The organism is Pseudomonas sp. IT-P176, from assembly GCF_949767245.1.
Taxonomy (GTDB): domain Bacteria; phylum Pseudomonadota; class Gammaproteobacteria; order Pseudomonadales; family Pseudomonadaceae; genus Aquipseudomonas.
The window spans coordinates 72,865-86,672 of sequence record NZ_CATKPN010000038.1 but is presented as its reverse complement, the minus strand read 5'-3'; the positions used below and the strand labels follow the sequence as shown (position 1 = coordinate 86,672).

Annotated in this window: 12 protein-coding genes; 8 read left to right on the top strand and 4 right to left on the bottom strand. The window is 64.5% G+C overall.

The features are described 5' to 3' along the window. The first annotated feature begins 338 nt into the window (after nt 1-338). The gene (locus tag ACM6IP_RS10375; RefSeq protein ID WP_414861441.1) at nt 339-1,208 is read left to right on the top strand and encodes a diguanylate cyclase domain-containing protein; all 870 of its coding nucleotides are present in this window, start codon (nt 339-341) and stop codon (nt 1,206-1,208) included. A gap of 15 nt (nt 1,209-1,223) precedes the next feature. Here the strand turns inward: ACM6IP_RS10375 and ACM6IP_RS10370 are convergent, their stop codons facing one another. Next, the gene (locus tag ACM6IP_RS10370) at nt 1,224-2,138 is read right to left on the bottom strand and encodes a LysR family transcriptional regulator (RefSeq protein WP_095168690.1); all 915 of its coding nucleotides are present in this window, start codon (nt 2,136-2,138) and stop codon (nt 1,224-1,226) included. A gap of 192 nt (nt 2,139-2,330) precedes the next feature. On the opposite strand from ACM6IP_RS10370, the gene ACM6IP_RS10365 reads away from it, so the two are divergent. The 4 genes from ACM6IP_RS10365 (at nt 2,331) to ACM6IP_RS10350 (ending at nt 5,605) form a co-directional block, all read left to right on the top strand. Further along, the gene (locus ACM6IP_RS10365) at nt 2,331-3,506 is read left to right on the top strand and encodes a M20 aminoacylase family protein (RefSeq protein WP_095168691.1); all 1,176 of its coding nucleotides are present in this window, start codon (nt 2,331-2,333) and stop codon (nt 3,504-3,506) included. Between the two features lie 48 nt (nt 3,507-3,554). Beyond that, nucleotides 3,555-4,334: an ABC transporter substrate-binding protein gene (locus ACM6IP_RS10360; protein ID WP_095168692.1), complete on the top strand. Its 780-nt coding sequence runs from the start codon at nt 3,555-3,557 to the stop codon at nt 4,332-4,334. 10 nt (nt 4,335-4,344) lie between these two features. Continuing rightward, entirely contained in the window at nt 4,345-5,199 is an 855-nt protein-coding gene (locus tag ACM6IP_RS10355; protein WP_159996287.1) for a phytanoyl-CoA dioxygenase family protein, read from the top strand. 76 nt (nt 5,200-5,275) lie between these two features. Then, the gene (locus ACM6IP_RS10350) at nt 5,276-5,605 is read left to right on the top strand and encodes a hypothetical protein (protein ID WP_095168694.1); all 330 of its coding nucleotides are present in this window, start codon (nt 5,276-5,278) and stop codon (nt 5,603-5,605) included. Nucleotides 5,606-5,648: 43 nt separating this feature from the next. On the opposite strand, the gene ACM6IP_RS10345 is transcribed toward ACM6IP_RS10350, so the two are convergent. Further along, a complete protein-coding gene (locus tag ACM6IP_RS10345) occupies nt 5,649-6,161 on the bottom strand; it encodes a PaaI family thioesterase (protein ID WP_414861440.1) in 513 nt (170 codons plus the stop codon). A 176-nt stretch (nt 6,162-6,337) separates the two neighbouring features. On the opposite strand from ACM6IP_RS10345, the gene ACM6IP_RS10340 reads away from it, so the two are divergent. The 3 genes from ACM6IP_RS10340 to ACM6IP_RS10330 all read left to right on the top strand — a co-directional run bounded on the left by ACM6IP_RS10340 (nt 6,338) and on the right by ACM6IP_RS10330 (nt 10,607). Continuing rightward, a complete protein-coding gene (locus tag ACM6IP_RS10340; RefSeq protein ID WP_401127798.1) occupies nt 6,338-6,847 on the top strand; it encodes a sigma-70 family RNA polymerase sigma factor in 510 nt (169 codons plus the stop codon). Beyond that, on the top strand, nt 6,844-7,794 hold the full coding sequence (locus tag ACM6IP_RS10335; RefSeq protein ID WP_414861439.1) for a FecR domain-containing protein: 951 nt from the start codon (nt 6,844-6,846) through the stop codon (nt 7,792-7,794). The genes ACM6IP_RS10340 and ACM6IP_RS10335 overlap by 4 nt, the downstream gene beginning before the upstream one ends. Before the next feature lie 437 nt (nt 7,795-8,231). Next, on the top strand, nt 8,232-10,607 hold the full coding sequence (locus tag ACM6IP_RS10330) for a TonB-dependent siderophore receptor (RefSeq protein ID WP_414861438.1): 2,376 nt from the start codon (nt 8,232-8,234) through the stop codon (nt 10,605-10,607). A 9-nt stretch (nt 10,608-10,616) separates the two neighbouring features. Here ACM6IP_RS10330 and ACM6IP_RS10325 read toward each other — a convergent pair whose 3' ends face one another. Together ACM6IP_RS10325 and ACM6IP_RS10320 are read right to left on the bottom strand one after the other, a co-directional pair. Further along, on the bottom strand, nt 10,617-11,603 hold the full coding sequence (locus ACM6IP_RS10325) for a helix-turn-helix domain-containing protein (RefSeq protein WP_401127792.1): 987 nt from the start codon (nt 11,601-11,603) through the stop codon (nt 10,617-10,619). 97 nt (nt 11,604-11,700) lie between these two features. After that, nucleotides 11,701-13,791 (bottom strand): hydantoinase/oxoprolinase family protein, encoded by a 2,091-nt coding sequence (locus ACM6IP_RS10320; RefSeq protein WP_414861437.1) that lies wholly within the window; start codon nt 13,789-13,791, stop codon nt 11,701-11,703. Between the last annotated feature and the right edge of the window lie 17 nt (nt 13,792-13,808).

The following is a 13,808-nucleotide window of genomic DNA, read 5'->3' as shown; positions in this document are numbered from 1 at the left end:
CTGAGTCGCCAGGCAGACTTGGGGCTGAAAGACGGCGCCATCCGCCGCTTCGAAGAGAACGAGATCATGCCGACCCTGAGGGTTCAGAGTCACCATGGGCCTGTCCCGTGACAACGGACGCCAAGAAGCGATACTTCAGTCGCTCTCTTGGAGGTTGCCATGTACCCAAGCACTCGCCGTAACTACACCGATGAGTTCAAGGCTCAAGCCGGCGCATTAGCCCGGGATAAGCGCTTAGGCCGTGGATCAGCGATTGATTCTGTCAGCTCAAGGATTCCTAGCCGGCGCCCCGGATGATCGGGCATGATCATGAGATTCGAACCAGATTGCACTGACCTATGCCCGTAGACCTGCAAGCGCTCTATCCCAAACTGATCCATCTGATGCTGGACACGGTGTTTGTCGTCGACCGGGATAACCAGATTGCGTTTGTCAGCGATGCCTGCGAGACGCTGCTGGGTTACCGCGCCGATGAGCTGATCGGCACCCCGATCACCGACTATATGCACCCTGACGACCTGGCGGCCACCCGGGCTTCGATTGTCCGGGTCATGAATGGCCGGCCCCATGTCGATTTCCGCAACCGCTATCTGCGCAAGGATGGCGCTATCGTCCACATCCTGTGGGCGGCGTTCTGGTCCGAGGAGGTGGGCGCGCGGATCGGCGTCGCTCGAGACGTGACGGCCCTGTGGCAGGCCGAGGAGGAGTTACGGTTCCTCGCCCATCATGATCCGCTGACCCAACTGACTAATCGTTCGCTGTTCAATGATCGACTGGACTCAGCGCTGCACGCCGCCCACCGGCACCAGAGCACGCTGGCGTTGCTGTTTCTGGACATCAACGACTTCAAGCAGATCAACGATATCCATGGCCACGCCGCCGGCGATCGGGTGCTCTGTGCGATCGCTCGCCGGCTGCAAGCGTGCGTCCGCGAGACCGACACGGTGGCGCGGATGGGCGGTGATGAGTTCACGGTGCTGTTGACCGACATCCAGTCGCCGGACGCGGTGGCGCACAAGGTGGCGCAGATTCTCGCGGCCATGGCCGAGCCGTTGGGTGCCGAGTTTGGTGCGATCAGCATGCCGTCGTGCAGCATCGGCGTGGCCTGTTATCCCGCCGACGGCGAAGATGCCGATACGCTGCTCAGCCATGCGGATGGTGAGATGTACCGGGTCAAGAGGTACAGGTCTGCAACGGCGAGATCCTGACTACCGCTAGCTGGCTCAAACCAGCAAATCGACGGTCTGCAACATACGTCGATACGGCGAGTGGGCGTGGCCCATCTCGAAGTGGATGGTTTCGATCAGGCATTCCAGGAACCGCTCCGCCGCTGGCCGCAGGGGTTGTCCGCTGCGGCTGATGGCACCGACCGATGCGCTGCCCACCGGCTCGCGCAAGGGCAGGGCGCACAGGCCTTCGCGTTGTGCGCAGAGCTCCACCAGCGGCCAGGGAAAGACGCTGAGCATATCGGTTTCGCGCAGCAGGCTGAGGATGATCGACAGCGAATGGGCGAAGTGCACATGGCCCTGGGTGGAGATCGTGCCGTCCTGCTGCGACGCCATGATCCAGTCGGCCGCCGCCAGGTCCTCCATGCGCCGGCTGTCCGCCAGCGGGTGTTCCCGGCGGGCCACCACCGCACAGTCGGCGGTGAACAGCGGCAGGTAGGTCAGGTCGGTGCTGGAGAAGCGCGTGTCCAGGCGCCCGATGAACAGGTCGACACTGGCATCGCGCAGCAGCGGGCAGGCCACCGATGACAGCCCCTCATACAGTTCCAGTTGCACCTGCGGGAACAACTGGCGAAAGCGCACCACCGCCTTGGGCATCAGCGTCATCGCCAGCCAGGGGGTCACCGCCACCGACAAACGTCCCACCAGTTCGCCGTTGTTGTCGGCCAGCACCTGGCGTGCGTTGAGCATCTGCGCCACCAGCAGGCGGGCCTGGATCAACAGCTTCTTGCCCAGTTCGGTGAACACGATCCCCGAGGTGTTGCGGATCAGCAACTGGGTCGCGGTGTCGGCCTCCAGCTTCTGGATCGCCTTGGTCACCGCGGCCGGCGAGGTGTCCAGGCGCTTGGCGGCGCCACGGATGCTGCCCGCGTCGGCCACGGCCACCAGTGCATTGAGTTGATAGAACTTCATGGTGTCACCGCTGTTAACCCTGGGTTGCCCTGTTGACTTTCGATTGCCTGTCGGCGCCGGCTCCCTGCCTCTAAGCTCGGACCCATAGCGCCCAAGCCCTGCACCTGTGCCAGGGAGCAGCAGGACCTGGCAGAAAACGCCTTGGCACTGTGCGCAATCCCGGCCTGACGTTCAACAAGGAAATTGCTGACCATGACCCAGTCCCTGCCGCTGTTGCAAGAAATCGAACAGGAGATGCGCGCGCTGCGCCATCAGATCCACGCCAACCCCGAACTCGGCTACCAGGAAGTCGAGACCAGCGCCTTGGTCGCCGAGCGCCTACGCCAGTGGGGATATCAGGTGACGCGCGGGCTGGCGGAGACCGGGGTGATCGGCACCCTGAAAAAAGGCACCAGCAAACGGGTGATCGGCATCCGCGCCGACATGGACGCGCTGCCGATCCTGGAGAAGACCGGCCTGCCGTATGCCAGCCGGATCCCGGGGAAGATGCACGCCTGTGGGCACGACGGGCACACAGTGATGCTCTTGGCGGCGGCCTATGCCCTGGCCCATGACCACCCGTTCGATGGCACCGTGCATTTGATTTTCCAGCCGGCCGAGGAGGGCTTGGCGGGTGCCCGGCGGATGATTCAGGAGGGGGTGCTGGAACAGTTCCCCTGTGACGCGGTGTTCGCGGCGCACAACATGCCCGGCTACCCGGTGGGCAAATTGGGTTTTCGCGCCGGCCCGTTCATGGCCTCCGCCGACCAGGTCACGGTGACCATCCACGGCGTGGGTGGCCACGGGGCGATGCCCCATCTGACCGTGGACCCGGTGGTGGTTTGCGCGAGCATCATCATGGCCTTGCAGACCATCGTCTCGCGCAATGTCTCGCCCCAGGACATGAGCGTGATCACCGTCGGCTCGATCAACGCCGGCAAGGCCTCCAACGTGATCCCCGACAGCGCACAGATGCTGATTTCGGTGCGGGCGCTGAACAACACCGTCCGCGACCGCCTCGAAAGCCAGATCAAGCAACTGATCCACGCCCAGGCCCAGGCATTCGGCGCGACCGCCGATATCCACTACAGTGCCGACTACCCGCTGCTGGTCAATGATCCCCAGATGACCCGCTTCGCCAGCCAGGTGGCCACCGACTGGCTGGGGGAGGACGAGGTCCTGAACGACATAGTGCCCTTCAACGGCAGCGAGGATTTCGCCTACTTCCTGCAGCAGGTCCCTGGCTGTTACCTGATCATCGGCAACGGCGACGGGGAAAAAAGCTGCATGGCCCACGACCCGCGCTACGACTTCAACGACGACATCCTGCTTCGGGGTGCCGGTTTCTGGGTCAAGCTGACCGAGGCCTTTTTACCGCTCAACCCTTGAGAATGACGACCTGCCCAACCGTGAAAACCAATAAAAGACGAGGTCTACATGCAACTCTTGAAACTTCGCTACCGCGCCCTGTTGCTCGGCGTACTGTTCGCGCCGCTGGCCCAGGCCCAGCCGGTGATCAAATTTGGCGTCGACCCGAGTTACCCTCCGTTCGAACAAAAGCAGCCCGACGGCTCGCTGAGCGGTTTTGATATCGACCTGGGCAACGCCCTGTGTGCCGAGCTGCAGGTCAAGTGCATCTGGGTCGAGCAGAATTTCGACGGCATGGTCCCGGCCTTGAAGGCACGCAAGTTCGACGCCATCCTGTCGGCCTTCAGCGCCACCGCCGCGCGCCGCCAGCAGGTGGACTTCAGCGACAAGATCTACACCGCGCCGTCGTCGCTGGTGGCCAGGAAAAACAGCGGGCTGCTGCCCACCGCCGCCTCCCTCAAGGGCAAGTCCGTGGGGGTGGTGCAAGGCACCCTGCATGAAGCCTTCGCCCGCGCGCAGTGGGGCAACCAGGGCGTCAACATCCATACCTACCAGACCCAGGACCAGGTGTTTTCCGACCTGATCAACGGGCGCCTGGATGCCACCTTCCAGGCTTCGGTGCAGGCCGATGCCGGGCTGCTGCAAAAACCCCAAGGCCAGGACTTTGCCTTTGCCGGCGAGCCGATCACCGACAAAAGCATCATTGGCGACGGCGTGGCCATCGGCATCCGCAAGAACGAACCCGAGCTCAAGCAGCAACTGAACACCGCCCTGGCCAGCATCCGCCAGTCCGGCGAATACGAGCAGATCGCCAAGAAGTACTTCAACTTCGACATTTACGGTGAGTGAGGCCAACGTCATGAACGAAATGACCCGATTTGCCGATGCCGGCTTTACCTGCCCCATCAGCGCAGAGGCGGTGCAGGCCTACCAGAGCCAGGGCGCCGTGTGCATCCGCAACGCTTTTACCCCAGAACAAATCAGCCAGTTGACCGCGGGCATCGAGGCCAACCTGGCCGCTCCCAGCCCACGGGCCAAGGTCGCCAGCAGTGCCAGCGACCCGGGCTGGTTCTTCGAGGACTTCTGCAACTGGCAGGAAAACCGCGACTACCGCGACTTCATCTTCAACTCGGCGCTGGGGCCGATCGCCGGAGCCTTGCTCGGCAGCCAGCAGGTGCGCTTGCACCATGACCACTTGCTGGTCAAGGAGCCCAACACCCGCCAACGTACCCCCTGGCACCAGGACCAGCCGTACTACAACATCAGCGGTTCGGACACCGTGAGCTTCTGGATTCCCGTCGACCCGGTGCCCAGGGCCGCGACCCTGGAATTCATCGGCGGCTCGCACAAGGGCCCGTGGCTGATGCCGCGCTCGTTCATGGACAGCCAGGCCAAATGGTTTGCCGAGGGCACCCTGGGCGAATTGCCCGACATCGAGAATCACCGCGAGGACTTCCCGATCCTCGGCTGGGAGCTGGCGCCTGGGGACATGGTGTGCTTCAACATGCTGACCCTGCATGCGTCTTCAGGGGTGGGTGGAAAAAATCGGCGGCGGGCGTTTTCGGTGCGGGTGATCGGTGATGACGTGCGCCATGCCCCGCGACCCTGGGCGACGTCCCCGGATTTTCCGGGGCTGCGCGAGGCACTGGCCGCCGATGTGCCGATGGAGCACGAACTGTTTCCGCCCCTTTGGCAGCGCCAGCTGCAGCGATAAGGCAATTTGCTGGCCCCTGAGCATTCGATGTGTCGTCAAAATCGCCGGAATTTCAGGCGGTTAAACGGAATATTTAATGCGAAATCTACTCAGCGCGCTGATCCCGGTTGCCCTGGTCAGCGTCGTGGCGTCTGCACAGGCCAAGGAGTTGCCGGCCAACGACCGGTATGTCTGCAGTTGGGGCGCCGGTACTGCGGCCAGGGCCCAGGAGCTCAAGCTGTCGGGGGTTTCCCTGTATGCCGCACGGCAGAAGATCCAGACCTACAAGTTCAACAAGTCGTGGATGCGCATGATGGCCCTGGGTATTACCGAGCAGACCTACGACAGCCCGTCGCGCTTCAAGCCGGCGGCGGTGCGCGAGAGCTTCTACAAGGATTGCCTGCGCTATAAGGTGGCGCGCAAGTAGCGCCAGGGGCGGGCAGCGTCATGGCGCTGTCCGCCCATCATCCTTAAGTGTCCGAAGTGGTCTCGCGGCCGTGGGCGGCAGCGGCCAGTTGTCCGGTGTCGACCCGCACGAACACCGAATCGCCGACGGCGGTGAGCACCTCGCCGGCATACACCTCGCAGATCACCCGGCTCTTGCGCCCGACTTCACCTTCGACCCGCGCGCGCAAGGTCAGCGGCACGTCCATGGGGGTGGGCTTGATGAACTTGATGCCCAGGTTGCCGGTGACGCAGTTGATGCGCGGCAGGCTGCCGGGTTCGCGCTGTTCGGCGCGGTAGTGGTAGGCCATCACTGCCCAGTTGGAATGGCAGTCCACCAGCATGGCAATCAGCCCGCCATAGACCAGGTCCGGCCAGCCGCAATACTTGGCATCGGGCAGGTGCTCGGCCACCACGTGCACACCATCCTCATGCCAGCGGCTCTTGATGTGCAAGCCATGGGGGTTGCGGCTGCCGCAGCCATAACAAACGCCCTCGGGGGCGGCGGTGTCTTGCAGGGAGGTGTCGAGCACGGGCATTCCTGGGTCCATCCTGAAGAGAAAAACCAAGCCTAGCGGATTTCCTCCTGAAGCAGAACCGGGGGCGAACTCAAGCCACGGTAATCGCTGAATGTGCAAAAAGGACATGGTGAAGTGACAAGGTATTAATTAGAATCACTCTCATTTGAAATATCCTTCGCGCAGGGCCTCTTGACATGATTGACGCAGCGACGCCTCCGGAGCATGCCCTCCACGCCTTGTACCGTGACCATCGCAGCTGGCTCGAATGCTGGTTGCGGCGGCGCATGGGCAATGCCTGGGATGCCGCGGACCTGAGTCAGGATACCTTCCTGCGGGTACTGTCCAGCTCGCAGCAGATTGCCGAGATGCGCGAGCCCCGTGCCTACCTGTTGACGGTGGGTAAGCGCCTGCTGAGCAACTTCTACACCCGGCGCCACCTGGAGCAGGCCTACCTGGATGCCCTGGCCCGATTGCCGGAGGACAGCGTGCCTTCGCCGGAGCAACGCTGGCTGCTACTGGGAACCCTGCAGGCCCTCGACGAATTGCTCGATGGCCTGCCGGTGCTGGTGCGCCGGGCATTTCTCTGGAGTCAGCTCGACGGCCTCGGCTATCGCGAGATCGCCGAACGCCTGCAAGTCAGTGAGCGTACGGTCAAGCGCTACATGGCCCATGCCTACGAACATTGCTTGCTGGTGGAACTGTGAGTCGTGCCGTGCCTTCCAGCGAAGCCCGCGAAGTGGCGCGCGCGGCGGCCCAATGGCTGGCACTGATGGAATCGGGCAGTGCCAGTGAAGACGATCATCAGCGCCTGCAGCAGTGGCGCAACAGCCATGGCAGCCACGAGAGCGCCTGGCAGCGAGCGCAGGCGTTGCGCCAACGCTTTTGCGACTTGCCGTCGGCACTGGCGCTGGCCACCCTGGACCGCCCGGATGCGGGTCGACGGGCCGTGCTCAAGCGTGCCCTGGGGGTGGCGGTGCTGGTTCCCAGCGCCTGGTTGCTGAGCCGGCAGTTGCCGCTGGACGTGTGGCGCGCCGACCTGCACACCGGCACCGGAGAACAGCGGCGGCTGCCCCTGGCGGATGGCAGCTCGTTGCAGCTGAACAGCGCCAGCGCGGTCAACCTCGACCTGGGGACCCGCCACTTGAGCCTGGTACGCGGCGAGGTGGCGCTCAAGGTTCCTGGCCCGGCGCCTCTGACCTTGCAAGCGCCCTATGGGCAGATCAACGTCAGCCGCAGCGAAGTGTGCGTGCGCCTCAATGACGGCCATTGCCAGGTCTCGGTGGTCAGCGGTGCGGTGCAGTTGCAGCCCTTGCATGGGCCGCTGCTGGTGCTCAATGCCGGGCAGCGGGTCGACCTGCAAGCTTCGGGCGCTGGCCCGGTGAGCGCCTTCGACCCCTCCGTGGCGGATTGGCGCAGCGGGGTGCTGACGGCGCAGGACCAGCCATTGGGGGATTTTCTGCGGGAACTGAGCCGCTACCGTCCCGGGCTGCTGCGCTGGGAGCCGGCCCTGGAAAAGCTGCGGGTGACCGGCAGCTTCCGCCTCGACAACACCGACCGGGTACTGGCCTTGCTGGCAGCCAGCCTGGCGCTGGAAGTGCATACGCGCACCCGCTATTGGGTGACCCTGGCTCCCCGTGACCAGTTGGGCTGAACCTCTGTAGGAGCGAGTGCCCGCTTGCGGCTTGCTCGCGAAAACCTCAAGGGCGACACGGACATCCAGGCAGTGTGCGTCATCGTTGACGACCATCGCGAGCAGGCTCGCTCCCACAGGTTTGGTGGCTGGCTGCGGGATCTGTGGGTTCGCGCAACCACTGTAGGAGCGAGCTCGCGAAAACCTCAAGGGCGACACGTGCATCCAGGCGGTACACGTCATCGTTGACGACCATCGCGAGCAAGCTCGCTCCCACAGGTTTGGTGGCTGGCTGCGGGATCTGTGGGCCCCCGTGGTGGGTGTGCGCAGTGGCAGGGCGATTTATTTATTTTTTCCAGAATTTCCTGCAAGCCTGTCCCTTTTCTGCGTCTCGCCGGTCATTCCTGGCAAGTGAACAAAAACCAGAGACTCTTCCAATGCCCGCAGTGCCAAGCCGTATGCGTCCTTTGTTGCACCTGAGCCTCATGCTGAGCCTGAACGCCAGCCCGTTATTGATCGCCAGCAGTTGGGCCGAAGACGCCGCCCGGCGCAGCTACCAGGTGCCGGCCGGGAGCCTGGGTGCCACCTTGACCCGGTTTGCCGGGCAGGCCGGGGTCAACCTCGCGGTGGATCCGGCGTTGGTCGGCGGGCGCACCAGCCAGGGGTTGTCCGGCGAATTCGCGGTGCAAGAGGGCTTTGCCCGATTGCTCCAGGGTTCCGGTCTGCAATTGCAGGCAGTGGGTGAGCAGGCTTATATCCTGGTGCCGGCGCCGGACGCCGGCAGCCTGCAACTGCCGGCCACCGCGATTGTGGGCGCCACGGCGGAGCAGGGCGTGGCGCCCTACGCCGGTGGCCAGGTCAATCGTGCCGGCTCCCAGGGCATGCTGGGTGACCAGGACTTCATGGACAGCCCGTTCAGCGTCACCTCCTACACCCAGCAGGCGATCAAGAACCAGCAAGCCCGGACCCTCGGCGACGTGGTGGCCGCCGACCCGTCGGTGCGCACCACCAACCCGGCCAGCGGGCGTTTCGAGCAGTTCACCATCCGTGGGTTCAGCCTGTTCAACAGTGACGTGGCCTACGGTGGCCTGTACGGCATCCTCCCGACCTACGCCATCGACATGGAAATCGCCGAGCGCGTCGACATCCTCAAGGGCCCGAGCGCGGTGCTCTCTGGCATTGCCCCGCGTGGCAGTATCGGCGGCGGCATCAACATCGTGCCCAAGCGCGCCACGGATGCACCGGTCACCGAGATCACGGCTAACTATGCCTCTGCCGGACAGTTCGGCGGTGCCCTGGACATTGGCCGGCGCTTTGGCGAGGACCAGCGTTTTGGTGTGCGCTTCAACGGTGTACAGCAGTCCGGCGACACCGAGTGGGACCACCAGGCCATCGAGCGGGAAACCGGGGTGCTAGGCCTCGACCTGCGCGAAGAGCGGGTGCGCCTGTCGTTGGACATCGGACACCAGCAGCGGCGCGCCGACGCCCCTCAGGAGCGGGTCGAACTGGCACCCGGGGCCAAGGTGCCGAAGGCCGAAGACATCGACCGCAACTTCGCCCAACCCTGGACCTATGCGCAATCGAAGGACTCCTTCGGTGCGCTGCGTGGCGAGTTTGATGTCAGCGACTCACTGATGCTCTACGCCGCTTATGGCGCGCGCAAAGGCAACTACGATTTCCTGCGCCATGGCGTGCAGAACACCCAGGACAACGGCAACTTCACCCTGGTACCGCGCACCTTCCGCCGCGATGAAGACGTGCAGACCGCCACCCTCGGTGCCCGCCAATGGTTCAGCACCGGCGCGGTCAACCACACCCTGAACCTGAGCCTGAACCGCTTCGACATGGACTTCGACAACGCCGGTGAGCGCTACCTGCGCAGCATCGGCAATATCTACCAGCCGGTGGAGGTGGCCTATCCGGGCCAGCCCAATCGCATCGATACCAGCACCCACACCGAAGACCGCTTCACCAGTGTGGCCCTGGCCGACACCTTGGGGCTGTTCGAGGACCGCCTGCTGCTGACCCTTGGCGCGCGCCTGCAACGGGTCAAGGTCACCTCCTGGAGCAATGGCGTGCGCGATGAGCCGGTGAATGACGAGACCGACACTTCACCGGCCCTGGGCGTGGTGTTCAAGGCCAGCGATCGGCTGTCGGTGTTTGCCAACTATGTTGAAGGCCTGACCCAGGGCGAGACTGCGCCGAGCACGGCGAACAATGCCGATACGGTCTTCGCGCCGTACCGCAGCAAGCAGGGCGAGGTCGGCATCAAGTACGACCATGGCACCTTCGGCCTGACCAGCAGCCTGTTCCGCATCGAGCAGCTGGCCTACCAGTACGATGACCAGAACAACTTCAAGCCCAACGGCCAGTTGGTCAACCAGGGGCTGGAGTTCAACGTTTTCGGTGAACCGCTGTACGGGGTGCGCTTGCTGGGTGGGGTAATGCTGCTCGACAGCAAGCAGAGCGATACCACCGATGGCCAGTACGACGGTAATCGTGGTACCGGCGCACCGCAGGTCAACGCCAACCTCGGTGCGGAATGGGACATTCCTGCGGTACAGGGTCTGACCCTCACCGCACGGGCCATCCACACCAGTTCCCAGTACCTGGACCCGGCCAACGACCAAGAGATCGATGCCTGGCAACGCTACGACCTGGGCGGCCGTTATGCCTTCAAGGTTGGCGACAGCCCAGTGACGCTGCGCGCCGCCGTGGAAAACGTCCTCGACAAGACCTACTGGGCCTCGGCCGCCACCTCGTCCGACAGTGCGGCGGGCCTGACCCTGTCGACCCCGCGCACCTGGCTGCTGTCGGCCACGGTGGGGTTCTGAGGCCGGCGTCTATTGGATCAACCGTGCCCCTGGATCCAGGCCGTGCCGGGCGCTGGCGCGGACTTCGCTGGCGGTGCAGGCGAAATGCTGGCGGAAGCTGCGGGTGAACTGCGCCTGGTCGCTGAAGCCCCAGCGCATCGCCAGGGCGCCGATCGACAAGTAGCAGTTGGGATCGAGCAGGCCACGGTGCACGGCCTCGAGCCGGCGCCGGCGAATCCACTCACCCAGGCTGTAGGAGGTGCTGCTGAAGAGTTTGTGCAGGTAGCGCACCGACACCCCGCAGGCCTCGGCGATCAGCTGCGGGTTGAGGTCGGGGTTACCCAGCTGTTGTTCAACGTAGCGTTCGATGCGTTGCAGGTGCAGGGCGGCGAGGTTCGAGCTCTCGCTGCTGAGCACGCGCTCATCGTCGCGCAGGGCCATCAGCAGGGTCGAGAGGGCCTGTTCCAGCAACATGTGGCGCGCGCTGGGAGCGCACTCGTCAAAGCGTGCTGCGCACATGGCCAACTGATCGACGAAGATCCGCCCCAGGGCTCGCCGGGCGTCGAAACAAAAGCGTGTATAGCGTTCGGCGCCGCGCAGCTGGCCGTGCAGCGCTTGCTCCGGCAGCTTGAACACCCACAGGTCGTTGTCGCTGGCGTAGTGAAAACGATAGGGCGCGTCACCGCGCTCGAAAATGAACCCGCCGGGCTGGCAATGCAGGGCGCGGCCGTCCTGCTCGAAATGCACTTCACTGCGCCGGGGCACGGTTACCAGGTAGCAGGCTTGCTGGTCTTCGCTGACCTGGGCCTTGCTGCGCGAATAGCCGAGCTGACTGGAGCGCAGGCGCGACAGGGTCAGGGGGGTGCTGGCGGTTTCCCAGATCTGCAGGTTGCCGCTGAAACGGTCGCTGGCGGCAAATTCCAGCGACAACGGGAAGTAGGCACTGCCGATCGCTTGCGCCCAGCGGGGCTGGCGTTCGCTGTCGGACCAGTGGCGGGTGGAGACGGTGTGTGCCATGGCTGCCCTCGTGTTGTTGTTTTTCTGAGGGCGGCGCCGCCGGTCAAGGACTGGCGGCGCCGCTGGGAGGCCATCATTTGCCAATGTCTACAGGGGGTCAACCGCCACGCGTCAGCCGGTAGGTGGCAGACGGCGCGAGCGTCGCGCGCCAGCCTGGCGGCACCACGATGTTGGTGGTCGCTTCCTCGATCACGCAGGGACCCTCGACCGTCTGCCCGGACTGCAGGTGCTCGCCGTTGTACACCGGGGTCTGCTGCCAGGCCGCCTGGGCATCGAACAGCATCGAGCGGTAGCTGCTGGCCTGGGCCGGGGCGTCGCTGGTGGCTGGCGGCAACTCGGGCATGGGTGGGCGTTGCAGGCGCGCGATCACCGAGCACTCAAGGTTGACCAGTTCGATCGGGCTCTGCGGTTCGCTGTAGGAGAACAGCGCCTTGTGCCGGGTGTGGAAGGCCTCGCGCAAGGTCGCCAGGGCGCTGGGGTCGAGTTGGTCGCAGGACAGTTCGACGCTGCATTCGTGGATCTGGCCCAGGTAGCGGATTTCCAGGTGGTACTGGCACTCGACATTGTTGCCGGCGCCGAAGCCGTCTTCACGCAGGTTATCCATGCCCCGTTCGCGCAGCGCGCACAACGTCCGGTTGAGCAGGGGCAGGTCGACCCGGTCGTCGTCCAGGCGCATGGGCAGGGTGGTCAACTGGTCGTAGCGGATGTCCGAGAGAATCTGCCCGTAGGCACACAGGCCCGAGGCAACTTTGGGGATCAGCACCACGTTGCTGCCGATCTCCTCGGCCAGGCGCATGACATGCATACCCGCTGCGCCTCCGGCGCCGATCAGGGCGAAATCCCGGGGATCGTAGCCGCGTTCCACCGAGACCCGGCGGATGCCGCTGACCATGTTCAGGTTGACCAGGGTGATGATGCCGGTGGCCGCCCGCTCCACGCTGATGCCCAAGGGCTCGGCGATCTTGCTGCGGATCGCCTCGATCGCCGCCTGGCGGTTCAAGCGAATGCTGCCGCCAAGCAATGCGCCATCGGCCAGGTAACCGAGGGCCAGGTTGGCGTCGGTGACCGTTGGCTCGACGCCGCCCTTGCCGTAGCACACCGGCCCAGGATTGGCCCCGGCGCTGCGTGGGCCGACCTGGAGCATGCCGAAGTCGTCGAGGAAGGCAATCGAGCCGCCACCGGCGCCGAGGGTTTCGACCTGGATCATCGGCACGCCGATGCGGTAGCGCAGGAAGTCGGTGTCCTTGCTGAAGTTGGTACGCCCGGCCTTGCTCAGGGTGATGTCGAACGAGGTGCCACCCATGTCGACGGTGATCACGTTGTCGATGCCGAACGGTTGGGCCACGCACAGGCCGGCCTGGGGTGCGGAGGCGGGGCCGGAGTTGATGGCGTTGACCGCGCGCTCGCGCATCACGAGGCCGGGGGCCAGGCCACCGTTGGACTGGAAGTAGCGAGTCGGCTGGCGTGCTCCCAGTTCCTCGAACAGCGCGTCGATGCGCTCGATGTAGCGGCCCATCACCGGGCTCAGGTAGGCGTTGACCACGGTGGTGGAGGTGCGGGTGTATTCGCGGATCTGCGGGAACACTTCATTGCCGGTGCAGACGAACACGTCCGGCAGCGCCGCGCGTACCAGTTCGGCGGCACGTTGTTCGTGGCTGGGGTTGCGCACCGACCAGACGAAGGAGATTGCCACCGCCTTGACCTGTTCTTGGCGAAAGTACTCGATGGCCGCGTGGATTGCCTGCTCATCCAGCGGCGTATGCTCGCGGCCATCGCTGATGATCCGGCCGCTGATCGGCCGGCGCAGGTGGCGCGGCACCAGCATGTAGGCGGGCGGGTAGCTGGCGTCGTAGCGGTGCCCGTCCTCCTTGTGGCCGAGGCGGATTTCCAGGCTGTCCTCATGCCCTTCGGTGCACAGCAGGCCGACCTTGACCCCGGTCTTTTCGATCAGGGCGTTGAGGGCCACGGTGGTGCCGTTGATGCACAGGTCACAGTCGGCAATGATCTGGGCCGGGGTGCGGCCGATGGCATCGGCGATCTGCGCCAGGCCGTTACGGATTGCCAGCGTGCCGTCCTGGGGCGTGGAGGGCGCTTTGAACAACTGCACGTTGCCCTGGCGATCGGCGAGGATGAAGTCGGTGAAGGTGCCGCCGGCGTCGATGCCCAGGCGATATTGTGGTTGGCTCATGTGTTGGATTCCAGATG